This window comes from Rhizobium sp. BK312 (genome assembly GCF_014193605.1).
GTDB lineage: Bacteria > Pseudomonadota > Alphaproteobacteria > Rhizobiales > Rhizobiaceae > Rhizobium.
The window spans coordinates 415,154-439,792 of sequence record NZ_JACHZP010000001.1; the positions used below are offsets into that span (position 1 = coordinate 415,154).

The 24,639-nt window shown below is 58.8% G+C and carries 25 protein-coding genes; 10 read left to right on the plus strand and 15 right to left on the minus strand.

Features of this window, described 5'->3' with window-relative positions; translation table 11 throughout:
* The first annotated feature begins 45 nt into the window (after positions 1–45).
* Positions 46–1,131 carry a glycosyltransferase family 4 protein gene (locus FHT85_RS02010; RefSeq protein WP_112411755.1) on the plus strand — a complete coding sequence of 362 codons (1,086 nt, stop codon included), beginning with the start codon at positions 46–48 and terminating at the stop codon, positions 1,129–1,131.
* A 4-nt stretch (positions 1,132–1,135) separates the two neighbouring features.
* Here FHT85_RS02010 and FHT85_RS02015 read toward each other — a convergent pair whose 3' ends face one another.
* Positions 1,136–2,521: a hypothetical protein gene (locus FHT85_RS02015; protein WP_312861320.1), complete on the minus strand. Its 1,386-nt coding sequence runs from the start codon at positions 2,519–2,521 to the stop codon at positions 1,136–1,138.
* A gap of 168 nt (positions 2,522–2,689) precedes the next feature.
* A complete protein-coding gene (gene gcvA / locus FHT85_RS02020; protein WP_112411704.1) occupies positions 2,690–3,580 on the minus strand; it encodes a transcriptional regulator GcvA in 891 nt (296 codons plus the stop codon).
* A gap of 124 nt (positions 3,581–3,704) precedes the next feature.
* Here gcvA and FHT85_RS02025 point away from each other — a divergent pair, with 124 nt between their 5' ends.
* From FHT85_RS02025 to panB, 3 genes are all read left to right on the plus strand, one after another.
* Complete coding sequence (locus tag FHT85_RS02025) at positions 3,705–4,409, plus strand: SDR family oxidoreductase (RefSeq protein WP_112411754.1); 705 nt, start codon at positions 3,705–3,707, stop codon at positions 4,407–4,409.
* A 253-nt stretch (positions 4,410–4,662) separates the two neighbouring features.
* A complete protein-coding gene (gene panC / locus FHT85_RS02030; RefSeq protein ID WP_112411703.1) occupies positions 4,663–5,535 on the plus strand; it encodes a pantoate--beta-alanine ligase in 873 nt (290 codons plus the stop codon).
* Between the two features lies 1 nt (position 5,536).
* Complete coding sequence (gene panB, locus FHT85_RS02035) at positions 5,537–6,358, plus strand: 3-methyl-2-oxobutanoate hydroxymethyltransferase (protein ID WP_112411702.1); 822 nt, start codon at positions 5,537–5,539, stop codon at positions 6,356–6,358.
* A 7-nt stretch (positions 6,359–6,365) separates the two neighbouring features.
* Here the strand turns inward: panB and FHT85_RS02040 are convergent, their stop codons facing one another.
* Positions 6,366–6,617 (minus strand): DUF2164 domain-containing protein, encoded by a 252-nt coding sequence (locus tag FHT85_RS02040; RefSeq protein WP_112411701.1) that lies wholly within the window; start codon positions 6,615–6,617, stop codon positions 6,366–6,368.
* Positions 6,618–6,851: 234 nt separating this feature from the next.
* Here FHT85_RS02040 and FHT85_RS02045 point away from each other — a divergent pair, with 234 nt between their 5' ends.
* Both FHT85_RS02045 and FHT85_RS02050 read left to right on the plus strand, forming a co-directional pair.
* Entirely contained in the window at positions 6,852–7,574 is a 723-nt protein-coding gene (locus FHT85_RS02045; RefSeq protein ID WP_112411753.1) for an AzlC family ABC transporter permease, read from the plus strand.
* Positions 7,575–7,576: 2 nt separating this feature from the next.
* Positions 7,577–7,888: an AzlD family protein gene (locus tag FHT85_RS02050; RefSeq protein ID WP_112334517.1), complete on the plus strand. Its 312-nt coding sequence runs from the start codon at positions 7,577–7,579 to the stop codon at positions 7,886–7,888.
* A 44-nt stretch (positions 7,889–7,932) separates the two neighbouring features.
* Here FHT85_RS02050 and FHT85_RS02055 read toward each other — a convergent pair whose 3' ends face one another.
* A complete protein-coding gene (locus FHT85_RS02055; protein WP_112411700.1) occupies positions 7,933–9,768 on the minus strand; it encodes an aminopeptidase P family protein in 1,836 nt (611 codons plus the stop codon).
* 344 nt (positions 9,769–10,112) lie between these two features.
* Between FHT85_RS02055 and FHT85_RS02060 the strand changes: the two genes are divergently transcribed.
* Entirely contained in the window at positions 10,113–10,253 is a 141-nt protein-coding gene (locus FHT85_RS02060; protein WP_162711788.1) for a hypothetical protein, read from the plus strand.
* A gap of 201 nt (positions 10,254–10,454) precedes the next feature.
* Here the strand turns inward: FHT85_RS02060 and FHT85_RS02065 are convergent, their stop codons facing one another.
* The 3 genes from FHT85_RS02065 to FHT85_RS02075 are packed head-to-tail and all read right to left on the minus strand — an operon-like array spanning position 10,455 to position 13,112.
* On the minus strand, positions 10,455–11,333 hold the full coding sequence (locus FHT85_RS02065) for a 50S ribosomal protein L11 methyltransferase (protein ID WP_112411699.1): 879 nt from the start codon (positions 11,331–11,333) through the stop codon (positions 10,455–10,457).
* 20 nt (positions 11,334–11,353) lie between these two features.
* Entirely contained in the window at positions 11,354–12,502 is a 1,149-nt protein-coding gene (locus FHT85_RS02070; protein ID WP_112411698.1) for an FAD-dependent oxidoreductase, read from the minus strand.
* Between the two features lie 7 nt (positions 12,503–12,509).
* Complete coding sequence (locus tag FHT85_RS02075; protein WP_015340331.1) at positions 12,510–13,112, minus strand: SCO family protein; 603 nt, start codon at positions 13,110–13,112, stop codon at positions 12,510–12,512.
* Positions 13,113–13,563: 451 nt separating this feature from the next.
* Here FHT85_RS02075 and FHT85_RS02080 point away from each other — a divergent pair, with 451 nt between their 5' ends.
* The gene (locus FHT85_RS02080) at positions 13,564–14,028 is read left to right on the plus strand and encodes a chemotaxis protein CheW (protein WP_015340333.1); all 465 of its coding nucleotides are present in this window, start codon (positions 13,564–13,566) and stop codon (positions 14,026–14,028) included.
* Positions 14,029–14,293: 265 nt separating this feature from the next.
* On the opposite strand, the gene FHT85_RS02085 is transcribed toward FHT85_RS02080, so the two are convergent.
* The 3 genes from FHT85_RS02085 to FHT85_RS02095 all read right to left on the minus strand — a co-directional run bounded on the left by FHT85_RS02085 (position 14,294) and on the right by FHT85_RS02095 (position 15,778).
* Complete coding sequence (locus tag FHT85_RS02085; protein ID WP_112411697.1) at positions 14,294–14,788, minus strand: CreA family protein; 495 nt, start codon at positions 14,786–14,788, stop codon at positions 14,294–14,296.
* Between the two features lie 186 nt (positions 14,789–14,974).
* Positions 14,975–15,418 (minus strand): SRPBCC family protein, encoded by a 444-nt coding sequence (locus FHT85_RS02090; RefSeq protein WP_112411696.1) that lies wholly within the window; start codon positions 15,416–15,418, stop codon positions 14,975–14,977.
* A 36-nt stretch (positions 15,419–15,454) separates the two neighbouring features.
* Positions 15,455–15,778 carry an ArsR/SmtB family transcription factor gene (locus FHT85_RS02095; RefSeq protein ID WP_112334510.1) on the minus strand — a complete coding sequence of 108 codons (324 nt, stop codon included), beginning with the start codon at positions 15,776–15,778 and terminating at the stop codon, positions 15,455–15,457.
* A gap of 331 nt (positions 15,779–16,109) precedes the next feature.
* Here FHT85_RS02095 and FHT85_RS02100 point away from each other — a divergent pair, with 331 nt between their 5' ends.
* Positions 16,110–16,646, plus strand: coding sequence for a GNAT family N-acetyltransferase (locus FHT85_RS02100; protein ID WP_112411695.1), 537 nt, complete (start codon positions 16,110–16,112; stop codon positions 16,644–16,646).
* A gap of 42 nt (positions 16,647–16,688) precedes the next feature.
* Here FHT85_RS02100 and ligA read toward each other — a convergent pair whose 3' ends face one another.
* Positions 16,689–18,839: an NAD-dependent DNA ligase LigA gene (gene ligA / locus FHT85_RS02105; protein WP_112411694.1), complete on the minus strand. Its 2,151-nt coding sequence runs from the start codon at positions 18,837–18,839 to the stop codon at positions 16,689–16,691.
* Between the two features lie 345 nt (positions 18,840–19,184).
* Between ligA and FHT85_RS02110 the strand changes: the two genes are divergently transcribed.
* Positions 19,185–19,925, plus strand: coding sequence for a CDP-diacylglycerol diphosphatase (locus FHT85_RS02110; RefSeq protein WP_112411693.1), 741 nt, complete (start codon positions 19,185–19,187; stop codon positions 19,923–19,925).
* A 105-nt stretch (positions 19,926–20,030) separates the two neighbouring features.
* On the opposite strand, the gene FHT85_RS02115 is transcribed toward FHT85_RS02110, so the two are convergent.
* The 4 genes from FHT85_RS02115 to lpxC form a co-directional block, all read right to left on the minus strand.
* Entirely contained in the window at positions 20,031–20,663 is a 633-nt protein-coding gene (locus tag FHT85_RS02115) for a DapH/DapD/GlmU-related protein (protein WP_112411692.1), read from the minus strand.
* 130 nt (positions 20,664–20,793) lie between these two features.
* The gene (gene recN / locus FHT85_RS02120; protein WP_112411691.1) at positions 20,794–22,467 is read right to left on the minus strand and encodes a DNA repair protein RecN; all 1,674 of its coding nucleotides are present in this window, start codon (positions 22,465–22,467) and stop codon (positions 20,794–20,796) included.
* Between the two features lie 12 nt (positions 22,468–22,479).
* Positions 22,480–23,349, minus strand: coding sequence for an outer membrane protein assembly factor BamD (locus FHT85_RS02125; protein WP_183709668.1), 870 nt, complete (start codon positions 23,347–23,349; stop codon positions 22,480–22,482).
* Positions 23,350–23,637: 288 nt separating this feature from the next.
* Positions 23,638–24,594 (minus strand): UDP-3-O-acyl-N-acetylglucosamine deacetylase, encoded by a 957-nt coding sequence (gene lpxC / locus FHT85_RS02130; RefSeq protein ID WP_112411690.1) that lies wholly within the window; start codon positions 24,592–24,594, stop codon positions 23,638–23,640.
* Between the last annotated feature and the right edge of the window lie 45 nt (positions 24,595–24,639).

Sequence of the window (24,639 nt, forward strand, 5' to 3'; positions counted from 1 at the left end):
AATGATGCAAGCTGTTCCCGATCAATGAAATATCGGGTTTTGCGCGTGCAATCTATTGTCATCAACGGGCGTTTCCTCGGCCAGCCCCTTTCGGGCGTGCAGCGCTTTGCGCGGGAGCTCACCTTGGCACTCGACCGCAAGATTTCCGCGGGCGCCCTGCCAGCCTCTCTGAAAAGCGTGCGCTGGCGGCTGGCCGTGCCGCGCAACACGCCTATCGATCTCAAGCTCTCCGCTATCGAAATCGACGAATTCGGCGCTGGGCCAGGTCACGTTTGGGAGCAGACGTCGCTGCTTTCACGCTCGCGCGGCAGCCGGCTCATCGGCTTCGGCGGCAGCGGGCCGCTTCTGCATCGCCGCCAGGCTGTCGTCATTCATGACGTGACGATCTTCCGCCATCCGCAGTCCTTCAAGCGCAGCTACCGCCTGCTGCATGGCGCCCTTGGAACCGTGCTGACACGCACCGCCAAGATCGGCACCGTCTCGGAGTTCTCGCGGCAGGAGCTCGCCTCCGTCTTCCGGGTGCCATCGACTAGTATCGACGTCGTCTACAATGCCGTCGATCACTATGCCGCCATCGAGCCGGATGAGGCCGTCATGCTGCGGCTTGGCCTGAAGACGAACGGCTTCTTCCTGCTTGTGGGAACGATGAAACCCAACAAGAACCTCGATTTCGCGATCCGCGCTTTCGAGGCGCTCAAAGATACCAATCAGAAGCTCGTCGTCGTGGGCGGCTCCGCACCGACCGTGTTCAAATCGGACAGCCAGCAATCAAACGACAGCCTGCTCTTCCCCGGCCGGCTCGCCGACGCGGAAATCGCCGCGCTGGAGCGCCATGCCACGGCTTTCGTTTTTCCGAGCCTCTACGAAGGTTTCGGCATCCCGCCATTGGAAGCAATGACTCAAGGCTGCCCGGTGCTTGCGGCTGATATTCCTGCGGTGCGCGAAGCATCGGGCGACGCCGCACTCTACTTCGATCCATTCCGACAGGACGAGCTCCTCGATGCCATGCGCAGGATCGTGACGGATGAGACGCTCCGCGAAGATCTGCGCCGGCGCGGCTACGAGAACATCAAGCGCTTTTCATGGGACGGCAGCGCGGATCGCGTCCTCTCCATGCTGGAAACGCTTTGAAGCTTTATAGCGGAGCTTGCCGCCGGAACATGATGACGAAATAGCTATAGAGACCGAGCAGGCAGAAGAGCGCGCCGCCAACCACGCCCCCGGCCACGAATATCCATAGCGAGTACCCAAAGCCGATCGTCGCCAGCACCGGCAGGACGAGCCCGATGGCGGACAAGATAACGGGCGGCCAGACGAAATCGAAGGCAAGGGACATCATCACCTTCACACCGATCACCATGGCGCACAGCGCACCGATCATGCCACCGGCCATAAGCGCAGCATCATCATAAGAGCCGAGATAGCCGCCGATGATCGTGCCCGCATTCAGCAACACGCAATCCAGTGCCGCGAGCAGAAAGATCGTCAGCAACCGGTGCTGTAGATGCGCAGGGGTGGGCAGCATATTGGCCGTCAGCGCACGGCAGGTCGCAAGGCCGATGACAAAGGGGGCGACGGCAAGAAACTCCTTGCGCAAACCAGCCGCGATGACCAATTGGCCGACCGGCTGCAATAGCGCGAAAATGCCGGTGGCCGTCATCAGCGTCAGACCAGTCAGCAGTGAATAATATTCTCCGAGCTGCTTGGTGAATGCAGGCGTCGATCCATCGCGATCATAGGTCGTAACGACATCGGGATATTGAATGGCCTGCAGTGCAGAGACGATCAGGATAAAGGGTCGCTGCAGCAGATCAAGCGCCAGAAGTGCGCCGGCAGCGCCACCCGCTCCCAACATGGCCGTAAGGATGGACTTCAATCCCAGCGGCGTCAGCATGCCGATAACGGAGGCGCTCGCGGCGACGCTGCCATAGACGAAATGCTTACGTACCCGCGCCTTCTCGAACGAAGCCGCCTCGTGAAGACTGTTGCGGGTCAGAAATGCGGCAAGGAGCCCATAGGCAAGATAGCCGGCCATCAGACCGGCGACGGTCCATGTGAAAGTCGGGGCAATCGTCGCGCCCGCAAGCGTACCGATCGCCAAAATCGTCGCACGCGAACCCTGCAGCCGCGAAAAGACGCGAAATTCCTGACGAAAGCGCAGCATGGTAAGATGCAGGTCGCTGCCACCCTGGAAGATCGCAACCAGGCCGCCAAGCACGGCAATCTCTGCAGAGACAGAAAAGAAGATCGAGACGGAAGCGGCGATCAGGCAGATTGCCGAGCATGCCGAGAATTCTACCGTCAGCGCCTTGCGCTCCAGCGCCTCGCTCCCAGGCCCCTGCCCCGGATAGAAGCGGCTGCAGGCAAAGCGAACCCATTCGAAGCAGAGGATCGCCGCAAACTGGCTGATCGAGATGAACAGCGAATAGGCGGCATAATCCGCTGGCGTCAGCAGATGCGCCACAGCGATCAGCAGCCCGAAAGCCACCGCAGCCTGATAGAAATATGCAGCCAATGCCACGATCTTCGCCATGGCTTCAGATAACAGGAAAAGATTGAGGAAAGCGCTAACCCCGGAAGGACAATTGCAGCATTCGGCAGCGCGACCGCGCCTGATGGGCCGTCTTCGAAAACCGGGGGCATTTCATTCCTGAAAAACCTGCTCCCAACATTAGGCGAGCGGTATCCCTTATTTCCTGCTCGCTTCTCCTCTCATCCAGGCGATAACCGTCTCAAGGGCTGCGGATCTGCGATAGCGCGGCCAGACGAGATAGAAGTCGGATGAACCACTTAGCGACCCCTGGATAACCTGCGTCAAGCGACCTTCCGCCATATCTCGCGCCACGAAATCGCGGTTGGCAAGAACGATTCCCTGCCCGGCGATCGCCGCTTCGATCGCATGCGATGTCTGGTTGAAGCTGATCCCTTTATAGGAGGCGTGAGCCGCCCGCCCGAAATGCTTGTCGATGAATTCGGGCCAGGAATTATGGGCATCATGAAGAAGCGCGTAATCGACAAGCTCTTCCGCGGTCCTCGGCGGCTTTCGGTCCTGCAGCAATGCCGGGCTGCAAACGGCAATGATCTCTTGCTCGAAGAGCAGTTCAGTCGCCAGCCCCGGCCCGAAAGGTGGTCGCCCGTAGCGCACTGCAAGATCCACTCCATCAGCCTGGAAGCCTGACATGCGTTCCGTCGCAAGGATATGAAGATCGAGATCGGGATGACGAGCAGTAAAATCCGGCAGGCGCGGAATCAGCCATTTCGATGCGAATGTCGGCGTGGTGCTGATGGTGAGCCTGACGGGCTGCGGCCTGAGATCGCCAGTCGCTTGTGCGATAATTTCAAAGGCACGCCTGATATCGGCGATATAGGCCCGTCCCTCGCCCGTTAGCGCCAAAGTCCGCGGCATTCGCTCGAACAGCTTTACGCCAAGCTCGGCTTCCAGCCCGCGCACCTGCTGCGCTACGGCGCCCTGCGTAACCCTAAGCTCCTCGGCCGCGAGCCTGAAGCTGCAATGGCGCGCGGCCACTTCGAATGCCTTCAGACCGTTCAGCGAGGGAAGTTTACTGGGTGAACCATTCATGCGATAGTTTTTCTACTGGCAAACAGGAGTTTATCTGCTTCGCTCTCGCGCGAAGACGATGATATTTCATCGATAATTTCGAGGCAATCAGTTCTAGCAGAACAAGATGAAGGAGGAACCGAAAATGTCGATAGAAAAAGTGGCAGTGATCACGGCGGGCGGCAGCGGCATGGGCGCCGAAAGCGCCAGACGGCTTGCCGCCGATGGCTTCCATGTCGCCATCCTCTCCTCCTCCGGAAAGGGTGAGGCACTGGCTCAGGAACTTGGCGGCATCGGCGTTACCGGCTCCAATCAGTCGAATGACGATCTCAAGCGCCTGGTCGATGCGACGATGGAAAAATGGGGGCGGATCGATGTGCTCGTCAACAGCGCCGGCCACGGTCCGCGCGCCCCGATCCTTGAGATCACCGACGAGCAATGGCACACCGGCCTCGATGTCTATCTCATGAATGTCATCCGTCCGACGCGCCTCATTGCCCCCATCATGCAGAAACAGAAATCCGGCGCGATCATCAACATCTCCACGGCATGGGCATTTGAGCCATCTGCAATGTTCCCCACTTCGGGGGTATTCCGTGCGGGCCTTGCCTCCTATACGAAGATTTTTGCAGACACCTACGCCGCCGACAATGTGCGGATGAACAATGTCCTGCCCGGCTGGATCGACAGCCTGCCGGCGACCGAAGAGCGCCGCGACAGCGTGCCGATGCAGCGTTATGGCACCAGCGCCGAGATCGCCGCCACCGTCGCCTTTCTGGCCTCCGATGGCGCTGGGTATATCACCGGCCAAAACCTCAAAGTCGATGGCGGCCTGACCCGCTCGGTCTAGCCTCTACACAAAACAGCATCATCTCGTTTTCGCTCTCTCAGGCACCCCTTGGGAGAGTGATACCGTTTGGAGCACAACAGCGGAGATTAAATCGCCTTGGGTTGGCCTGCGAACCTTATAGCCTGAAAGCGAAACCGTCGCCGGTGGCGCGGGCGAATTGCCTTTTTGCACTGCACACGTTAGAAGTCCCGGCAATTTTGAGGGATGGAAACCGGCGATACGGAAACGGCATTGCCTGGGGAGGAGTGCCACGATGGAGATCGTTCACACGATTGCCGCTCTACGCGAACGGCTTGGCGAACACCGCAAAGCCGGCAGGAAAATCGGCCTGGTGCCGACCATGGGTTATCTGCACGCCGGTCACATGGAACTGGTCTCTCGTGCAAAAGCCGAGAACAACGTCGTCGTCACCTCCATTTTCGTCAATCCGCTGCAGTTCGGCGCCAATGAGGATCTGGGGAAATATCCGCGCGATCTCGAGCGGGATAGTGCCATGCTGCGTGACGCCGGCGTCGATTTTCTCTTCGCACCCGGTGTCATCGACATGTATCCGCGACCGATGGAAACGGTGGTCGACGTGCCGAAGCTCGGGGCGGAGCTGGAAGGTGCGGTTCGTCCGGGGCACTTCGCCGGTGTTGCCACCGTCGTCACCAAGCTCTTTAACATCGCCCAGCCCGACAGCGCCTATTTCGGCGAGAAGGACTATCAACAGGTCACGATCATCCGCCGCATGGTCGAGGACCTGGCCCAGCCTGTCCGGGTCGTACCGGTACCGACCGTTCGCGATGCAGATGGCCTGGCTCTCTCCTCGCGCAATGTCTATCTGTCGAAGGAAGAGCGTGCCGCCGCTGTTATTATCCCCCAGGCACTGTCGGAAGCCGCAAGGCTTTACGATCTCGGCGCGGACGATCCAGCAGCACTCGAAGAGGCGCTCCGCGCCTTCATCGAAAGGGAGCCACTCGCGACCGTGGAAGTCGCCGCCGTTCGTCATCCCGAAACGCTGGAACCGCTGACCAAACTGCAGGGGCAGCGGATCCTCATCGCCTTGTTCGTCCGCGTCGGCACCACCCGCTTGCTCGACAACCGGGTTATTGGCAGCAAATCCGCCAACGAAGGGGTCGCCTGAAATGAGCACCGTCGGACATACCAAGCGCACGACGCCGGCGGCCATCGAAGCGATGAAGGGGACCCGTCCCATCGTCAGCCTGACGGCCTATACGACACCGATTGCCCGTCTGCTCGATCCGCATTGCGACCTGCTGCTGGTCGGCGATTCCCTTGGCATGGTGCTCTACGGCATGGACACGACCGTCGGCGTCACGCTGGATATGATGATCGCCCACGGCCAGGCCGTCATGCGCGGCGCAAAACATGCCTGCGTCATCGTCGACATGCCCTTCGGCTCCTATCAGGAATCGAAGGAACAAGCCTTTCGCAATGCCGCCCGCATCCTGAAGGAAACAGGCTGCGATGGCGTGAAGCTTGAGGGCGGCGAAGAGATGGCCGACACCGTTGCCTTTCTGACAAGCCGCGGCATTCCAGTCTTCGGCCATGTCGGCCTCATGCCGCAGCAGGTGAATACGACCGGCGGCTATCGTTCGCTCGGCCGCTCGGACAAGGAAGCTGCCAAGATCCGACGCGATGCGAAGGCGATCTCAGAGGCCGGCGCCTTCGCCATGGTCATCGAAGGCACGGTCGAACCGCTCGCCCGCGAGATCACCGCCGCCGTTGCCATTCCCACCATCGGCATCGGCGCATCTGCCGCCTGCGATGGGCAGATCCTCGTTTCCGATGACATGCTCGGCCTGTTCAACGATTTCAAGCCGCGCTTCGTCAAGCACTTCGCGGAGCTGGCGCCCATGATCTCGAAAGCGGCTGAAGCCTATGCCGAAGAGGTGAAGGCCCGCACGTTTCCGGCATTAGAGCATACCTTCCCGCCGAAGAAATGAGGCGCCATCAGCTCTTGGTCGGCTCTTTCTCAAGCAGATAGATCGCCTCGCCGAAATCCTCCATCTTGCTCATCAATGCCGCATGGGCATCCCGCAGACCCTGATTGTAATAGTAAGGGCCGATCTCGGCGGTGAAGAAATCGAGCAGGAATTCGGCAGGCAAGGTGCCGAGCGTCTGGTCCAGCTCATCGGCGAAATAGCGCTGAAGGCGTGCAATCGTGGCTGCCTTCTCCTCCTTCGAAAAGGTGATCTTCTTCATCTTTCCATCTCCCATTTTGCGAGCGGGCTCCAAGGGCTGGATCAAGGAAATCAATTGATCCATCAAGGAAATTCAATTGCTGGCTCCAAAAGCTCGGCTTACACCTCCCGCCATTGAACAGCGCGGCAACAAATGCGCAAGGATGCAACCATCGTTGTTTCCATGCGGAATGCGCGCCCTCGACACAACATCCGGACGAAAGCACCGGATTTTCCACAAAGGACAAAGCGGACCATGAGTCGCGCGGAATTTCTTGAAGGCTTGAAGGGTGGTATTCCCGTCGGCCTCGCTGCAGCGCCTTTCGGCGCCCTTTTCGGTGCGTTGGCGCGCGATCAGGGCATGTCCCTTGGCGAACTGACCCTGATGAGCGGCACCGTCTATGCCGGTGCCAGCCAGATGGTCGGGATCGATCTCTTCGGCCACAATGTTCAGGCTTGGCTCATCGTGCTGTCGATCCTCGCCGTGAATTTCCGCCATGTGCTCTATTCGGCAGCGATCGCTCGCTATATCAGACACTTTTCCGCTGTAGAGAAGTTCTTCACCTTTTTCCTGCTGGTCGATCCGCAATTCGCCGAGACGATCAAGCGCCATGAAAGCGGCAAGCCGGTGACTTTCGCCTGGTACATCGGTTTTGCGGCGGTGATCTATGTTCCCTGGGTGATGGTGAGCCTGATCGGCGGTCTTCTCGGCAGTTTCATCGGTGATCCCAAAGCCATCGGCCTCGATATTCTGCTGCCGGTCTATTTCCTCGGCATTGTCATGGGCTTCCGCACGCGCGACAACTTCCTGCCCGTCGTCGCCGTCAGCGCCGTGGCATCGGCCATTGCCCATCGTTATGTGGGCTCACCCTGGCATGTCAGCATCGGCGCATTGGCGGGCGTCGCGCTTGCCGCAATGCTGCCGCCGGTCAAAGCGAATCGCAAGCCTGATATCGCGCACGAAAGCCACGAGGTCTGACCATGTTCGATTTCAATTCGCATATGGTGTTGCTGATTGCGGCTGCGGCCGTGGTGACCTTTCTGACGCGCATCGGCGGCTATATCCTGATCGTCAAGATGACCCGCATTCCGCCGCGCGTCGAGGCAGCGCTCAATGCCGTGCCCGCCGCTGTACTCACGACCCTCGTCGCACCCGCCTTCTTTATCGGCGGGTGGGATATCAAGGTGGCGATGCTCGCAGCTCTTCTCGTCGGCCTGCGCTACCCGTCGACTTACATGCTCGTTACCGGATGGATCGTCGTCATGGCATGGCGCCATTCCATAGGCGCTTGAGACGGACCCCATCCCCTTTTTCAAAGGGGTGGGGTCCATATTTCTCAATGGCTAAGCTCGAGCGTGGCATTTTCCAGCCACGCCCGTACGTCGTGATCATGGATCAGCGGCATCAGCGCTTCGCGCGTCCGGGCGTGATACTCGTTCAGCCAATGCAACTCCTCATGCGTCAGCAGTTCGACGAGGACTAGGCTGCGATCGATCGGGCAGAAGGTCAAAGTCTCGAAGCCCAGCATCGGCATGTCCCCTCCCTCGATCTCCTCCGGATCGCGGATGTAGATCAGGTTTTCAATGCGGATGCCGAAATGACCAGGGCGATAATAGCCGGGTTCATTGGACAGGATCATGCCGGGAAGCAACTCCTGCACGGCAAGGCGCGCAATGCGCTGCGGGCCTTCATGGACGGAGAGATAGGAGCCGACGCCATGGCCTGTGCCATGGGCGAAATCGACGCCCGCCTTCCACAGCGCGATGCGTGCCAGCGGATCCAGATCGCAGCCACGGGTACCCTTCGGGAAACGTGCCGTGCTGATGGCGATCATTCCCTTCAATACCAGCGTGAAGAGGCGCTTCTGCTCTTCGGAGACGGCACCGATGCCAACTGTACGGGTGATGTCGGTGGTACCGTTGATATATTGCGCACCTGAATCGATCAGAAACAGTTCGCCGGCCTGGATCAACCGGTCGCTCGCCGTGGTCACGCGGTAATGCATGATGGCCGCGTGTTCGCCAGCACCCGAGATCGTATCGAAAGAGATATCCTTCAGCGGATTCTGCATGCTTTCGCCGACGCGGGCGCGGCAAGCTTCCAACCGTTCCGCCGCAGCGATTTCCGTCACCGTTCCATGCTTGCTTGTCTCCAGCCAGTAAAGGAACTCGACCATGGCGGCGCCATCCTGCAGGTGCGCCGCGGCCGATCCGTTGATTTCGGCAGCATTCTTGCAGGCACGCGGCAGCTTGGCGGGATCATTGCCCTCCACGACCTCTCCACCTTCACGACGGATGATGTTGGTCAGAGCGTAGGAGGCAAGATCCGGATCAACCAGGATGCGCCCGCCATTCGCGGCCGCAGCGGCCACGCGCTTGGTAAGTTCCGACGGCGGCAGTTGCTTGCAGATCTGCGTGAGATAGGCTTCGGCCTCGACCTTGGTCTTGCGCTTGTCGAGGAAGAGCGCCGCTTCACCTTCCGCATAGATGATGGCGCGGGCCAAGGGATGCGGCGTGTGCGGCACGTCACTGCCGCGGATATTGAAGATCCAGGCGACAGAGGACGGATCGGTAATCAGCGCCGCCTTGAGGTTTTTTTCCTTGAGGCCGTTCGCAATCGTCGCAAGCTTGTCCTTGGCGAGGATACCGGCCTGGGCGATATCCTGAATGATAACGTTGCCCAGCGGCTCGGGCGGCCGGTCGGTCCAGAGCCTGTCGAGCGGATTATGGGGTAGGAAGACGAGCTTGCCGTCGATCTCGGCCAAGGCCTTTTCCAGTCGGCGTACTTCGGCACCCGTATGCAGCCACGGATCGATGCCGAGCCGGAAACCTTTCTTCGCGTGACGCGGCAGCCAGACATGCGGCGGCTCGTTCACCAGATCGCCTCCAGTGAAGACGCTTCGATCCACCTGTTCGGCAAGCTGAGTCACATAACGGCCATCCACGAAAACCACGGCCTGAGAGTGTGTGATAAGCGCAACACCTGCCGATCCAGTGAAGCCCGTGAGCCATGCGAGACGCTCCGAGCATTTGGGCACATACTCGCCTTGATACTCGTCAGCCCGCGGCACGAGCAAGCCGTCAATGCCGAGATCGTCGAAGGCAGCACGCAAACCGGTAACACGCTCGCGGCCGAACTGCGGGGTGGAAGTGACGTCGAAAGACTGAAACATGGGCTGATCCGGTAGTGATGGAGAGTTCGTGAAACTGAATATTGCCAGTATGTTAGAGCATCACGATCGGAAGTGCGACGTGATTTTCGATCTCTAAGACGCTATGTACGATGACTGCAATATCACACCGGATGAGAGTAGTTTATCTCATGTCGGGCCGTTAACGAATCCGCCCATTTCGTGAGCATGTCAGTCCGATTATGACAACTTCACGGCATGAAACATGCATATTACGCATAGCTCCCATGAAGCCGCCCCCCTGCCACGCCGACGGGCGAGTCGCTATATCGCCGGCATCAAACGGGGTTCACGAAGAACCAGCTCAAAACCAAGGACTTAAGACAATGCCTATCTCTCGCTCCGCATATGTTAGCCCGGCGCTGGCTGGCGAGCGTCGCACCGTACGCCATTCCGTCGGCTCGCTTCGTCAGCTCGAAGTCGAAACCGCAAAGGCAATCGGTGCCAGCCGCGGCGGTCGCCGCTAACAAGTTTACGATCTACGCGTTCCAAGTCGATCGCAATCCGGTTCTCCTCCTCCCTCGGATTATGATCAGAACGCTTAGAGCCCGCTTGAGCACTCCTCCTCCACACGCTCGCGGGCAAGATCGGCGAAAACCGATCTGAAGGCGGTGCTTCGGCACCGCCTTTTTTATTTTTTGCAATTGTTGATGCGGGAAGTGACCGGCTTAAGGCCGGTCGAGGTGGATGGTGACCCAGCCGTTGCGCCAGATCGTGCGCACATGCCGCAGGTGCGCGCCGTTATAGGCAGCGAGAACCTTCCAGCGCTGCTCGGCAAGAATACCCGACAGAATGACCGAACCGCCCGGTGCCAGATGCGCCACAAGCTGCGGCGCCATTTTGATGAGCGGACGCGCCAGAATATTGGCGATGATCAGGTCGAACGGTCCATGACGGGAAAAGGCCGTGGAATGGAATCCCGGTGCCGTCTCCAGCGTGACACCCGAGGCGATGCCGTTGCTGCGGACATTTTCCTTCGCGACGCGGACGGCAATCGGATCGATATCGGTCGCCAGAACCGGAATGTTGCGCAGCTTGCGCACGGCAATCGCCAGCACGCCGCTGCCCGTCCCGAGATCGAGCGCGTTGCGCACGCGGCGGCTCGCAACAACCTTCTCGATCGTCTCAAGGCAGCCAGCAGTCGTCCCATGGTGACCAGTGCCAAAAGCTTGTCCTGCTTCGATTTCGATGGCAATGTCGCTGGAGCCGACCTTGTCGCGATCATGCGAGCCGTGCACGAGGAAGCGGCCGGCACGCACAGGCTTCAACCCTTCCAGCGACTTGGCGATCCAGTCGATATCGGGAAGCACTTCCTTTTGAATGACGAGATCGGCGAAAGTCGGCTTCAGGAGCGCTTCGAAGCGATCACGGACCTCATCTTCATCCGCTGCGTAGAGATAGATCGATGCTTCCCAGACATCGTTCTTCTCGTCGATCTCCGTCGTTGCGATCGGCAATTCTTCGTCTTCGAACACAGGCGTCATCAGGTCCAGAACCTGCCCGGCCTTCTTCTCGTTCGTCGTCACATAAAGGCGGATTTCGCTCAACTCGTCGCTCTTTCTCGTTCTTATTCGGCCCAGTCGATCCAGGGCGGTTTCGGCGTGTCGTAGCCGGCCACACCCCGAAGCAATTGCCGGCGGACCGGGCCAAAGCGCAGCAACAGCGGCGCAAGGAAATTTCGCGCCGCAACTGCCAGCGGGTTTTGCATCGTCACCAATCGTGTCAGGCCATAGGTCTGTTTCAAGACCTGCTTGACGGCGGGAATTCTCAAGGCCGAATACTCCTGTTCGCGGCCTTCCGCAATGAGCCACGCAAGCCAGCAGGCATCTTCGATGCCGAGATTCATGCCGCGCGCGCCGGCCGGCGAATGAATATGCGCGGCATCGCCGGCAAGAAAGACATTCCCCTTGGCCATCGGCTCGACATGCCGGAAGTGGATGCGAAACTGCGAGGCCCAGGTCTTTTCCGAAACCGCAGCCGGATGCGCGATGCGGCTTTCGAAATCCTCCAGCGTCGAGATGTAGCGAATGATGCCGTCCGAGACAGGTAGGCGGCCGACCATGCCGGGATCGAAGAGCGATATCTCGCCGAAATGCGTATCGACCGGCTCCGCATAGCGAAAATCGGCAAGATAGAAATAAGCCTCCAGCGCCTCGCCCGGGAAGCCGGCGCCGAATGCCTTGCGCACCGCAGAATGGGCGCCATCAGCACCGATCAATATATCCGGCCGCGCTGTTTCCGACGTACCATCGGCTCGGCGCAGCGTGACCTCCGGTTTTTGAAGGTCTACCATGGCTTCTGCAACCACGGCCGTCTGCCATTCGGGCGAGATGCCATAGGCTGAAAGCGCCTCCGTCAGCAGGCGCTCGGTATTGCCCTGCGGCAGGGCGCAAATAGCACTGAAGCGACCTTTTACCTCTCGCGTATCCAGCCCGATCAGAATTTTCTTATTCGAGCGGACGCGAAAGCGCTCGATCGGTTGCGCAGCGGCGATAATGCGCTCCGCAACGCCAGAGGGAGACAGCAGCGTCAGCGTGCGGGCGTTGACACCCAACGCGCGGCTCTCTTCCTTAGGCGTCGGCCCAGTGCCGTCATCGACAATACGTGGCGAGAAGCCGCGGCGGGCAAGTTCGAGAGCGGCGGCAAGACCAACAGGCCCGGCCCCAACGATCAGAATGGATCTGGATTTTCCCTGTCCGCCAATCCCCTCGCCCATGCAGGTCCTATCCCTTCTTGACTAGGTTCTCCAATTTCTTCACCGCCACGTCCGGGTCCTCCTCATAGGCGATGGTTCCGGCAAAGCGGCCCTGCGAATCCAGCAGGAAGACGGAAGCGGTGTGATCCATCGTATAGTCGCCATTTGGCTGCTTGTCGTCGACCGGCACCTTCTTGGCATAGACACGGAATCCTTTGACCATGTCCATCACCTTAGCTGGATCACCGGAAATGCCGGTAATGCGCTTCGAAACGTTGGAGACATATTGGTCCATGATGGCAGGCGTATCACGTTCGGGATCAACGGTCACGAAATAGGCATTGAGCTTGGTGCCATCGGGATCGACCTTCTGCAGCCAGGCGTTCAGCTCGAACAGTGTCGTCGGACAGACATCCGGGCAATGCGTGTAGCCGAAGAAGACGGCAGAGGGCTTGCTGCGAAATGCCTGCTCGCTGATCGGCTGGCCGCTCTGTGAAACGAGCGTGAAGGGGACACCATAAGGCCCGGATGCCGCAACCTCCGGCGACTTGCCGCCACCAAAGCTGAACCAGCCCAATAGTCCGGCCACGATCAACACGGCCACCCAAACTGCAATCCGCACGCTTCTCATGAATGCTATTCCTTACCAATACGGACGATCGCACCGAAAGTGCAGTGCGATCGCCCTCCTAGCCGATGTAGCGGCTCGAAGTGGAGGACGCAATTCAAGAAGATGTTCAGAGGAGGCCGAAATCGTCGCAGCATGCGGTTCGGTGATCTTCCGAGCCTTGTTCACTCCATTTTGCCACTCCTCTGAGGCCTGAGAGATAAAATCCCGATGGATGTTAAATCAATCCTAACCAGTCCGCGCCAACATCGGCTTCAACGGTCGAACTCGCTTTCGGCCACCGCCCGAAAGCGCGGCGAACCTCTTTATCCCAGAAGGGCATGACGCCCGCCGGAAGCAAGGCGTCTTTGTCGCCAAAGCACCGGATGCTGACGCTGCCCAAGCCGCTCCAGCCGATCTCTCTTTTCAATCGCGAGCGTCGCTTGCGGCGATGCCAAACGGGAAGTTCTCGAACATGACGAACGCCATCAAGCAATCGGGCGCCTATCTGGAAATCGTCTCCTTTCATCTTGGCGACCAGGAGTTCTGCATTGACATCATGGCCATCCGCGAAATCCGCGGCTGGGCGCCGGTGACGCCGATGCCGCATACACCGCCTTACGTGCTCGGCCTCATCAACCTGCGCGGTGCGGTGATCCCGGTCATCGATATGGCCTGCCGCCTCGGCATGAAGATGACGGAACCTTCGGAGCGCTCCGCAATCATCGTTACTGATATTGCGGGCAAGCTCGTCGGTCTCCTGGTAGAGCAGGTATCCGACATGATGACCATCAAGAGCGAAGATCTGCAGCCGGCTCCGGAAATCATCCCCGAAGGGCAGCGCGCCTTCTGCCGCGGCATCGTGGCGCTGGAAAAGACCATGGTCTGCTTCCTCAACCTCGATACGGTCATTGCGGATCAGTTGGCGCAGGCAGCCTAATTTCAATAGTCGGCTTACAAAACAGATCGCCCTGGAGCGGAACTCCAGGGCGGTCGCTTTTTGTATAACCGGTTTTGGCAGGGGTGTAGCCAAGGACGCGGTATTGCAGGCCGTGAACAGAGGCGAGAGTCGCCTTCCCGTTCGCTTTTGAAATTGCATCAAAAAGGTGCAAACCGAAAGCAACCAGAAGGAATTCGACAACCCAAGAGTATGACTTTTTTTGGTGTTATCTTTCTACGAGCTATTTTTCGGTATTGTAATACCATTATTTCGGCTTGCCGTTTTTCCATGTAACCTGTTGGCCGAACAAGGGGATCGTCGAAATGGCCATCTTGGCGGAGCCATCCGTCAGCTGCCGCGAATGGATAAGATAGACGAGCGTGTCATTCTTCTTGTCGTAAATGCGGGTGACGACCAGCTTCTTCCAGATGAGCGACAGACCGGCACGAAATACCTCCTCACCGCTCTGGGACAGGTTGATATCGCCGATCTCGATCGGACCGGTCTGACGGCAGGCGATGGAATTGTTGGAAGGGTCCTCGAACCAGTTGCCCTTGCGCAGCCGGTCGATCACGCTGCGGTCGAAATAGGTCACGTGGCAAGTGATGCCCGAGACTTCAGGGTCCGGCACGGCATCGACCAGAATATCATTGCCCGTCCAGTCCACGCCCACCTTGCCGACAATTTCGGCGGAAGCGGAAACGGGCGCCAGAGCCAGAAGAGACGCGGCAATGGCGGCAGAAAGTTTGGGTGAACGCATCGATCATCCTCCAACAACAGCCGCCAGAGCAAGAGCGGCACGGCTAAGGTAAGATGGCTCACGATCGTTGCAAGATGAAGAGATCCATCTCCGAGCGGCCACGCCTCGCCAACAGCAGGCCGCAGGTCGCCAGGAGGACGCCGTCAAAGCAACGGCGTCCGGAAACACGCAGGATAACGCATCATTTCACTTCTGACTGATGGCGACCGTGCCGGTTTCCAGCAGCGATTTAAGGTTGGACAGGATCTTCGGCCACCCACCGGAAACGGCTTCGATCAGCTTCGAGTTCTCGACCTCGATTGTATGCGTCACCGTCAGCTTCACAACACCGTCCGCCGGCTCCAGCTCCATCACGCAGCGCGACCAACCTTCAGCCTTCAGGTCAGGGCGCCACTCGTTGCGCCATTTGATGGCAAGCCGCCGTGGCGGGTCCAATTCCGCTATCTCTCCAGTGTCGGCAACGCGGCCATCCGGAAAGAGCATTTTCCACGGCGATCCAATCTTCCACTCGGTCTCGTGGATCATGTCGAACCAGTATTGCTTGACGAATTCCGGCGTGGTCAGCGCCGACCAGAGCTTTTCCTGGGTGGTGCGGATAAAGGTGACGTAGACGAATTTGCTTCCAGTCATGCCATTTCTCCTCGTTTTATTCCTCTGTTCTTGAGCTCACTGCCCGCCCTCGCCTTCCAGCGCCTTTTTCAAGGCCGAAAGCGTATTCAGATGCCGCTGCTCGAACTTGTTGATCCAACGTTCGGCGATGCCGTTGATCGGGACCGCGTTGATGAAATGTAGCTTCTCTCGCCCATGCTTCTCCGAGGAAATCAGATTGGCCTCCTCCAGAATGGCAAGATGCTTGGCGACTGCCTGTCGGCTCATGTCCAAATCCTCGCAGAGGGCGTTCAGGGTCTGCCCGTTCCGCTCATGAAGCCTGTCGAGCAATTGCCGCCGGCTGGCATCCGCCAGCGCCTTGAAGACTGCATCATCATCCACGGATACGAAACCATTTGGTTGCCTTTTACGACCTTATAAGCAACCAAATGGTTGCCTGTCAAGTAGCATGCAGACGAGGCAATCGCATTGCGCCTCAAAGACACGGCAATCGAAGGATTTATCCAGGAACGATTGACAACCTCCGCGCCACATCGGATCATCCGCCCATGATCGCAAACCGGACCACAGTAATGCACCTTCACACCATCTCTCCCTTTGCAGGGCGAGTGGAAGCTGTGTTGCGCTAAGCTGACCGCGATCCATCTCAACCCTGCCGAGGCGAGCAGGGTTGAAGCCTCCTTGCTCTCCTCATCAATATCAAGGAGAGCCCATGTCTTTCAAAGAGCAAGAACCCGCCAAACGACGATCAGGCAAGATTGGCGCTTTAGAGATTCGTGCCTCGCACCCATCCGACGCGGAAGGAATTGCTGCCATGGCCAATCTACCCGGCTTTCGCGCCGGCACGCTTCGCCTGCCCTTTCAAAGCGTCGAGGAAACACGGCACTGGCTGGAGAAATCATCGCCCAATTCGACCGGCCTTGTCGCCGTGCTTGACGGGCGGATTGTCGGCAATGCCGGCCTGAACCGCCTTGCCGGCCGCCGGATCCACAGCGGTAGTATTGGTATGGGCGTGCATGACGATTTTACGGGCTGCGGCATCGGCTCCGCATTGTTGGGCGCCCTCATCGATACCGCAGACAACTGGCTGGCAATCAAGCGGCTGGAACTGACCGTCTATGTCGACAATGCGCCAGCGATCAAGCTCTACCAAAAATTCGGATTCGAGACCGAAGGCCGGCTGCGTGCCTTCGGTTTCCGCAATGGCGAATATGTGGATGCATTCACGATGGCACGGCTAAAATTCTGAGCAATCAAGGCGCGGCGGACGGGATTTCCGCCGCTCCGATCGTCAGCCGATCAAATCCAGCCACTCGTCCTCGGTCATGACCTGGACATTGAACTCGCGCGCCTTATCCAGCTTCGAGCCGGCGCCCGGCCCCGCCACGACGATATCGGTCTTCTTCGACACCGAGCCGGAAACCTTGGCGCCCAGGCTCTCGGCCTTCGCCTTGGCTTCGTCGCGGGTGAATTTTTCCAGAGAGCCGGTAAAGACGACGGTCTTGCCGGCCACCGGACTGCCCGAGGTCACCGGCTGCTCCGCTTCTTGAGGCTTCACCTCCTCCAGGAGCTTCGCGATGACCTCGGTATTGCGCGGCTCCTTGTAGAATTCGACGATGGCGCGCGCCACTACCTCGCCGATGCCCTCGATATTGTTGAGGTCGTTCCATGCGTCACCGCTAAGGGGGGCCGCTTCCTTCATCCCTGCCTCGAAGGCCGCATAGGTGCCGTAGGAACGCGCCAGAAGCTTCGCCGTCGTCTCGCCGACATGGCGAATACCGAGCGCGAAGATGAAGCGATGCAGGGCGATCTGGCGCCGCTCATTGATCGCGGCATAAAGCTTGCCAACACTGACCTTGCCGAAACCATCGATATTTTCCAGCTTCGTCAGTGATGTCTGCTGACGCTTTTCCAGGGTGAAGATGTCAGGCGCGGTCTTTATCTGTAGCGCCGGATCCTCGCTCTCGAAGAAGAAATCGATCTGCTTCGAGCCCAGACCCTCGATGTCATAGGCATTGCGTGAAACGAAATGCTTGAGATGCTCGGTCGCCTGCGCCCGGCAGATGAACCCGCCGGTGCAACGTGTGACGGCATCGACTTTACCAGTCTTCTCATTGATATCGCGCACCGCGTGGCTTCCGCAAACCGGGCAGACTTTGGGGAATTCATAGGGCGCGCTCGAGGCTTCCCGCTTTTCCAGCACGACATCGACGATCTGCGGGATGACATCGCCTGCGCGCTGGACGATCACCATGTCACTGACGCGGATATCGCGGCCATCGCGGATCGGCTCGCCCTTGTTGCCGATGCCCTTGATGTAGTCGGCATTGTGAAGCGTCGCATTGGTCACCACGACACCGCCGACGGTGATCGGCTCGAGGCGCGCGACCGGCGTCAGAGCGCCGGTGCGGCCGACCTGGATATCGATATCGACCAAACGCGTGAATGCCTGTTCCGCCGGAAATTTATGCGCGGTCGCCCAGCGCGGCGAGCGGGAGCGGAAACCAAGGCGAGCCTGCAGTTCCAGGCTGTCGACCTTGTAAACGACGCCATCGATATCGTAATCGAGATCCGGCCGTTGCAGCCCTATCTGATCGTAATGCGCGAGAATATCGGCAACCGAATTCAAGCGCTCCATCAACGGGTTGACGGGAAAGCCCCAGGATTTGAAGGTCTGCACCATGCCGTATTGCGTATCCGCCGGCATGTCGGACATCTCGCCCCAGGCATAGGCGAAGAATTTCAGCTTGCGGCTGGCCGTCACCTTCGCGTCGAGCTGGCGCAGCGATCCGGCGGCCGTATTGCGAGGATTGACATAGGTCTGCTTGCCTTCGGCCTCCATCTGCGCGTTGAGCGCCAGGAAGTCGCTCTTGGCCATATAGACCTCACCGCGCACCTCGACGACCGAGGGAGCGCCCGCAGGCAAGGTCTGCGGGATTTCCTTGATGGTCCTGATATTGGCGGTGACATTCTCGCCTGTCGTGCCGTCGCCGCGCGTCGCGGCGCTCACCATGCGGCCGTTCTCGTAGCGGATGGACATGGAAAGACCGTCAATCTTCGGCTCCGCCGTGAAGGCGATGGAATTATCAGGCAGGCGACCGAGAAAGCGATAGACGCTGGCGACGAAATCCTCGACATCTTCTTGCGAGAAGGTGTTGTCGAGCGAGAGCATCGGCCTTGCGTGGACGACAGGCGCAAAGGTCTCCGAGGGTGCGGCACCGACCCGGCGCGAGGGGCTATCAGCGCGAATCAATGCGGGAAACCGAGCCTCGATCGCATCATTGCGCCGCTTCAGCGCATCATATTCGGCATCCGAAATCTCCGGCGCATCCTTGCCATGATAAAGTGCGTCGTTGCGCGCGATCTCTGCAGCCAAATAGGCAAGCGCTGCGGCCGCTTCCTCTTCGCTCAAATCTTCCACGGGCTTCTGTTCGGTGCTCATGAATCTACACTCCCCGATTTCGGAGATGTTTTAGAGCACTTCAGCAAAAAGTGCGAAGCGGTTTTCGCCCCGGAGCACGTAAAAACAAAGGGAAAAATCTGCATTTCAGTTACCGAATGCCAATGACCATCATGGTAGCGTTCACGACAACTTTACGCCATGATCGGTCGTTCTTGATGTTACAGGTGCGGGAGATATCAGCATCGAGCCAGCCTTGGTGGAATTCTCTTTCCAATTCCCGAGCAGCGGCTCTTTCCCGAGTATCACAGGGGATTTAAGATAAGTTATTATGAGAGCGAGACCTCTGGAAATGATCGGATCGTCAGCAGAAATTCGAAATCACGCATGAAGTATCGTCTTGCCGTTCTCTCCATTTCTCTCATCGGTGCAGTGTTGATTATGAGCTCGTTCGTCAGCCGCTCTGCCTTGGGGCTGGTCGTTAGAGCTTGTGAGATCAACTCCACCCTGACGGGGTCGCCATATCCGTGCCTCAAGATAGTGGAGTCGCCGGATCCGCTGTCATCCTATGTTGTCCTTCGCGAACCGGCTGACAAAGAACGAACCATTCTTGCGCCCCTCGCCGACGTTCCCGGTATTGAGGACCCTCGCCTTCTGACCACGGGAGCGCCGAACTATTTTGAGGAAGCGTGGAAAGAGTTATCGGCAATCGATCCGCGTGCAGCGAAGGCTTCGAGGCAGAATTTTGCTCTGGCGATAAACGCCGCCAGCTGGCGCACGCAAGATCGGCTTCACATTCATATGGGGTGCGAGACACCTCGCTTCAGGGCGCTCTTGAAGGCTCATGTGACGGAGATTGAAAGCGGCCGGTTTACGGACCTGAAGACCCGAGCCGGCTGGTGGGCAAGTTTCCACATGGCCGATGACCTCTCGAATTTGAACCCCCTGCAGCTCGTCGCGGATGGCATCGATGGCGCCCGTTCAAATATGGAAAACGTGGTGGTCGGCGTCTTTGGCGCCGTATTGCCTGACGGGCAGCATGGTTTCTATGTTCTGGCGAGAATAAACAAAGCACACAAATCCCGCGGGTCCGCGGAGGATATGATCGATCCTAAGTGCCGGCTCTGATGCATGTCGCGCAGAAGTTCGCGCATCGGCCGAACTCGTTCACAGCCTACGGTCCGATTTCGTAAGATCACTGGCAAACGCTGACCGTCCGTCTTTAGGAGCAGATCAAGACCAGCGCTCGCAAAAGGCCTCAATGTCGCTTGTCTGAAAATCGGCAAGCCGCGCCATGATGGTTTCGAAAGGCCAATCCCACCAGGCGATGGACGCAAGCCTCTTTGCGACGGTTCGCGTAAACCGCTCTCGAATAAATTTGGCGGGAATACCGCCGACAATAGTATAGGGTTCGACATCTTTGGTGACGACCGCACCTGCTGCAAGCACGGCACCGTCTCCCACCTTTACGCCTGGCAGAACGATCACGCCGTGACCAATCCAGACATCGTTGCCAATAATAGCGCGATCCTGCTTGCGCCGATCGAAAAACGCATGATCCCGCACGGCGTCCACCGAGTAATATTCCGGACAATAGGTGAAGCGATGCATGGACGGGCGGTCCATCGGATGATTGGGAGCGCCGATTCTGACTTCTGCCGCAATGGCGCAGAATTTTCCAATCGTTGAATCACCGACGATGCAGCGCGGCCCGAGATAGGAGAAATCCCCAAGTTCGACCGTGTGCAGAGACGTGTCTTCCAAAATCTCGCAGCACATGCCCACCCGCGAATCTCTTATATTCGCCGTCGGGTGGATAACGGTTTCCGCGATTTTGGGGCGATTTGGCTGTGCGGTCGAGTGCATTGACGGTCTCCGGATTCTAGCCTGCCTAGCCGGAGACGATGAAGGATATGTGACGCAGGACTGCCGAAAGACCGAGCGAGATGTCCGTGGCAGATCGTCGCCGATATCTGCTCCATGGACAGTCGCGAGATCAGCCGTTGCCGGCCAGCAAGCGTTTGGCGGCCGCTCTCGCCTCTTCGGTCACAGAAGCGCCCGCGAGCATGCGGGCGATTTCCTCGGTGCGATCCTTCGGCTCCATGGTAGCAACGCGCGTGGAAATCTTTTCCGAGCCGTCCGCAACCGGTCCCTTGGAGATCAGCAGATGCGTTGCAGCACGAGCGGCGACCTGCGGTGCATGAGTAACCGACAGCACCTGCACGCGATCGGACAGACGCTTCAGCCGCTGGCCGATCGCATCCGCTACCGCACCGCCGACGCCGGTGTCAATTTCATCGAATACGAGGGTCGGCGCCGAGCCGCGATCGGCGAGCGCAACCTTCAATGCCAAGAGAAAGCGCGACAGCTCGCCTCCGGAAGCAACCTTGGTGATCGGGCCTGGACGCGTACCGGGGTTGGTCTGAACGTGGAATTCGACGACATCGATCCCATCGGCCGTTCCGGCTTCGGGATCGCTTGATATTTCCACCATGAAACGCGCACGCTCGAGCTTCAGGGCCGGCAATTCGGCCATGACGGCCGCGGCAAGCGCCTCGCCTGCGTGCCGGCGCTTCTCCGACAGGCTGCGCGCTGCAACGTCATAATCTGCCTTGGCGGAGGAAAGCTCGGCAGCAAGACGCGCTAGCCGCTCTTCGCCGGCATCAAGATCGGCGAGATCCGAAATCATGCGTGCGGCCAGGGCCGGCAATTCCGTTACCGGCACGGAGTATTTACGCGAGGCGCCCCGCAACGCGAAGAGACGCTCTTCGACCCGCTCCAGTTCGCGCGGATCGTATTCCGTCTTACGCAGCGCGGCTTCAACCTCCATCTGCGCGTTGGAAAGCTGATCGAGAGCGGCGTCCAGCAATGCGACGGTATCTTCCAGAAGGCCCGGCGCCTCATGACTCTTGCGCTCCAGCCGGCGCACCAGCGAGGCGATATGCGGCACGGGCGATGCATTGCCGTTGAGAAATTCCGAAGCCTCGGCAATATCGCCGGCAATGCGCTCGGCCTTCATCATCCGCGAGCGCGTCTCGGCAAGCTCGTCCTCCTCGCCATCTTGCGGCGAGAGCTTCCCCAGTTCCTCGACAGAGGCGCGAAGATAGTCGGCCTCGCGGGCAGCCCGCTCCACCTGCTCTCTGTGCTTCCTTAACGTGCGATCGGTATCGCGCCAGATCTTGTAAAGCCTGCCGACTTCCTGTGCCTCATCAGCGAGACCAGCGAAAGCATCGAGCAAGATGCGGTGCGCATCCGTGTCGACGAGCGCGCGGTCATCGTGCTGACCATGAATTTCGACGAGAAGCTGCCCGATCTGGCGCATGAGCTGAACGCTGAGGGCCTGATCGTTGACAAAGGCTTTGGTGCGGCCATCGGCGGATTGAACGCGGCGGAAAATCAAATCGCCGTCATCATCGATGCCGTTTTCGCGCAGGAGCTTGCGGGCCGGATGCTGCGTGCCGACATCGAATACAGCGGTCACCTGGCCGCGCTCTTCGCCATGGCGCACCAGCCCGCCATCGCCACGCCCGCCCAGGGCCAGCGACAGGCTGTCAAGCAGGATGGATTTGCCCGCACCCGTCTCGCCGGTCAAAACCGAAAGCCCGGACTCGAAGGCAAGATCCAGCCGCTCGATCAAAACGATATCGCGGATCGAAAGCTGGATCAGCATCTGCGCTCAATCTCACGTCCCAAGAAGAAGTTTCTTGCCCGCCCTGGAAATCCAGGAGCCCGAATTTTCGCTCGGCTCAACGCCACCCTTCTGCAGCAGCTGATAGGAATCCTTATACCAGCGGCTGTCCGGATAGTTGTGACCGAGAACCGCGGCGGCTGTCTGGGCTTCCGGAACAATACCCATTGCATAATAGGCTTCGACGAGTCGCGCCAGCGCTTCTTCGATCTGGTTCGTCGTCGGATACTGCTCCACCACCACACGGAAGCGGGAAATAGCAGCCAGATAATCCTTGCGCTCCAGATAATAACGGCCGACCTGCATTTCCTTGCCGGCAAGCTGGTCCTTGGCAAAGCGGATCTTTTCCTGAGCGTCGCTGACATATTGCGACTTCGGATAGGTGTTGACGAGCTTGGTCATCGCCTCGATCGTCTGCTGTGCAGCACGCTGGTCCTGCGTCACGTCCACGATCTGCTTGGCATAGGACGAGCCGACCAGATATTGCACGTAGTCGGCATCTTCCGAGCCGGGATATTGCTTGAGATAGGTATTACCGGTCTGCACCGCGTCGTCATACCGGCCTGTGCGGTATTTCACGAAGGTGCTCATCACTAATGCCTTGCGCGCCCATTCGGAGAAAGGCTGTTGCTGATTGATGGCATCGAACTTCTTGCCGGCCTCCGTCATGTTGCCAGCTTTGATGTTGGCAAGGCCCTGATTGTAGAGCATCTCCGGCGGATCGGTCTCGACACCAAGCTTGGTGATGTCGATATCCTTCTTCGTGTTACACCCTGTCACCACCGCACCGGTACCGGCCAGAAGGAACGATACGAGCAAAGCCCGTGCTGTGATATTCATGCGTTCAGACCTTGCAAAACCCATCGGATGACTGTCCCATAACCGTCGTTGCGGAGACGGCGTTCTCTCTCGCTGGCGTTTCTAGCCGCAAAAACACCATCAGGGCAACGCATTGATGGTGCATTAACGCATTTTTGTGGCAAAGACCGCATATCCGCAGCCTTTAATGCCTGTTTTAACAGGGAATTCTCATATCGGCCCGCGCACGCTGTCCGTCTTGCGAAGGCCGACGGTAAACCGCCTGATTCGCCTGTCAAAAAAAGAGCCGCCCCTTATCGGAGCGGCAGCTTGTCTTATTCAAATTCCGCAGCGTTATGCCGACCAGGGAGCGAACTCTGGCGCGTTAACCGGCACGAATTCGCGGCTGTGAGCGCGCTGGCGCGGAGCCGAAGTTTCGACGACCTCATAGGCGCTGGAATCGCTGAGCAATGCCTTCAGGGCATTCGCGTTCATGCGATGGCCGCCACGGTAAGAGCGGTAGCAGCCGATGAATTGTGCGCCAGCCAGCGCCAGATCGCCGACGGCGTCCAGCGTCTTGTGACGAACGAATTCGTCCTTGGCGTAGCGCAGGCCCTCGACGTTGATAACAGTATTGTCATCGGAAATGACGACTGAGTTTTCGAGCGACGAACCCAGCGCATGACCCGATGCCCAGAGGCGTTCGACATCGCGCATGAAGCCGAAGGTACGGGCGCGCGATAGTTCCGTCTTGAAGGTTTCGGCCGTTAGATCGCCCTGCCACTTCTGGCGGCCGATCAGCGGGCATTCGAAATCGATCTCAACTTCGAAGCGCGTGCCGTCATAGGGACGGAACTCGCACCAGGAACCGCCAGCTTCAATCCGCACCGGCTTGATGACGCGGATGTAGCGACGCTTGACACCGAGCGAGACGATACCCGCCTGCTCGATCGCCTCGATGAAGGGATAGGAGCTGCCGTCCATGATCGGCATTTCCGCGCCGGATACCTCGACGACGACGTTATCGAGGCCGATCGCATAGATCGCAGCCATGACGTGCTCGACCGTCGCGACGGAGCGCGCCGAGGAAAAACCGAGAACCGTGCAGAGATCCGTATTGCCGACTTGGGAGGAAACGGCGCGAAGTTCGGTCACATCGCCATTGTCGTGCAGGCGCTGGAAAACGACACCGGTACCGGCTTCGGCGGGATAGAAAGTGATCGACACATTGGCACCGGAATGAACGCCAATACCGGAAAGTGTCACAGGGTTTGCAATGGTGGTCTGAAAACCAAGCAATCCGATTGCCATGTAATTCTGCCTTCGTCTGTCTGATCCAGGCTGGGCGGTCATCTT

What these genes read in the sequence shown, in the direction of transcription:
- gcvA (WP_112411704.1), bottom strand. Translation starts at nt 3,580, where the DNA reads ATGAATGGTTCACCCAGTAAACTTCCCTCGCTGAACGGTCTGAAGGCA.
- FHT85_RS02025 (WP_112411754.1), top strand. Translation starts at nt 3,705, where the DNA reads ATGTCGATAGAAAAAGTGGCAGTGATCACGGCGGGCGGCAGCGGCATG.
- panC (WP_112411703.1), top strand. Translation starts at nt 4,663, where the DNA reads ATGGAGATCGTTCACACGATTGCCGCTCTACGCGAACGGCTTGGCGAA.
- panB (WP_112411702.1), top strand. Translation starts at nt 5,537, where the DNA reads ATGAGCACCGTCGGACATACCAAGCGCACGACGCCGGCGGCCATCGAA.
- FHT85_RS02040 (WP_112411701.1), bottom strand. Translation starts at nt 6,617, where the DNA reads ATGAAGAAGATCACCTTTTCGAAGGAGGAGAAGGCAGCCACGATTGCA.
- FHT85_RS02045 (WP_112411753.1), top strand. Translation starts at nt 6,852, where the DNA reads ATGAGTCGCGCGGAATTTCTTGAAGGCTTGAAGGGTGGTATTCCCGTC.
- FHT85_RS02050 (WP_112334517.1), top strand. Translation starts at nt 7,577, where the DNA reads ATGTTCGATTTCAATTCGCATATGGTGTTGCTGATTGCGGCTGCGGCC.
- FHT85_RS02055 (WP_112411700.1), bottom strand. Translation starts at nt 9,768, where the DNA reads ATGTTTCAGTCTTTCGACGTCACTTCCACCCCGCAGTTCGGCCGCGAG.
- FHT85_RS02060 (WP_162711788.1), top strand. Translation starts at nt 10,113, where the DNA reads ATGCCTATCTCTCGCTCCGCATATGTTAGCCCGGCGCTGGCTGGCGAG.
- FHT85_RS02070 (WP_112411698.1), bottom strand. Translation starts at nt 12,502, where the DNA reads ATGGGCGAGGGGATTGGCGGACAGGGAAAATCCAGATCCATTCTGATC.
- FHT85_RS02075 (WP_015340331.1), bottom strand. Translation starts at nt 13,112, where the DNA reads ATGAGAAGCGTGCGGATTGCAGTTTGGGTGGCCGTGTTGATCGTGGCC.
- FHT85_RS02080 (WP_015340333.1), top strand. Translation starts at nt 13,564, where the DNA reads ATGACGAACGCCATCAAGCAATCGGGCGCCTATCTGGAAATCGTCTCC.
- FHT85_RS02085 (WP_112411697.1), bottom strand. Translation starts at nt 14,788, where the DNA reads ATGCGTTCACCCAAACTTTCTGCCGCCATTGCCGCGTCTCTTCTGGCT.
- FHT85_RS02090 (WP_112411696.1), bottom strand. Translation starts at nt 15,418, where the DNA reads ATGACTGGAAGCAAATTCGTCTACGTCACCTTTATCCGCACCACCCAG.
- FHT85_RS02100 (WP_112411695.1), top strand. Translation starts at nt 16,110, where the DNA reads ATGTCTTTCAAAGAGCAAGAACCCGCCAAACGACGATCAGGCAAGATT.
- ligA (WP_112411694.1), bottom strand. Translation starts at nt 18,839, where the DNA reads ATGAGCACCGAACAGAAGCCCGTGGAAGATTTGAGCGAAGAGGAAGCG.
- FHT85_RS02110 (WP_112411693.1), top strand. Translation starts at nt 19,185, where the DNA reads ATGAAGTATCGTCTTGCCGTTCTCTCCATTTCTCTCATCGGTGCAGTG.
- FHT85_RS02115 (WP_112411692.1), bottom strand. Translation starts at nt 20,663, where the DNA reads ATGCACTCGACCGCACAGCCAAATCGCCCCAAAATCGCGGAAACCGTT.
- recN (WP_112411691.1), bottom strand. Translation starts at nt 22,467, where the DNA reads ATGCTGATCCAGCTTTCGATCCGCGATATCGTTTTGATCGAGCGGCTG.
- FHT85_RS02125 (WP_183709668.1), bottom strand. Translation starts at nt 23,349, where the DNA reads ATGGGTTTTGCAAGGTCTGAACGCATGAATATCACAGCACGGGCTTTG.
- lpxC (WP_112411690.1), bottom strand. Translation starts at nt 24,594, where the DNA reads ATGGCAATCGGATTGCTTGGTTTTCAGACCACCATTGCAAACCCTGTG.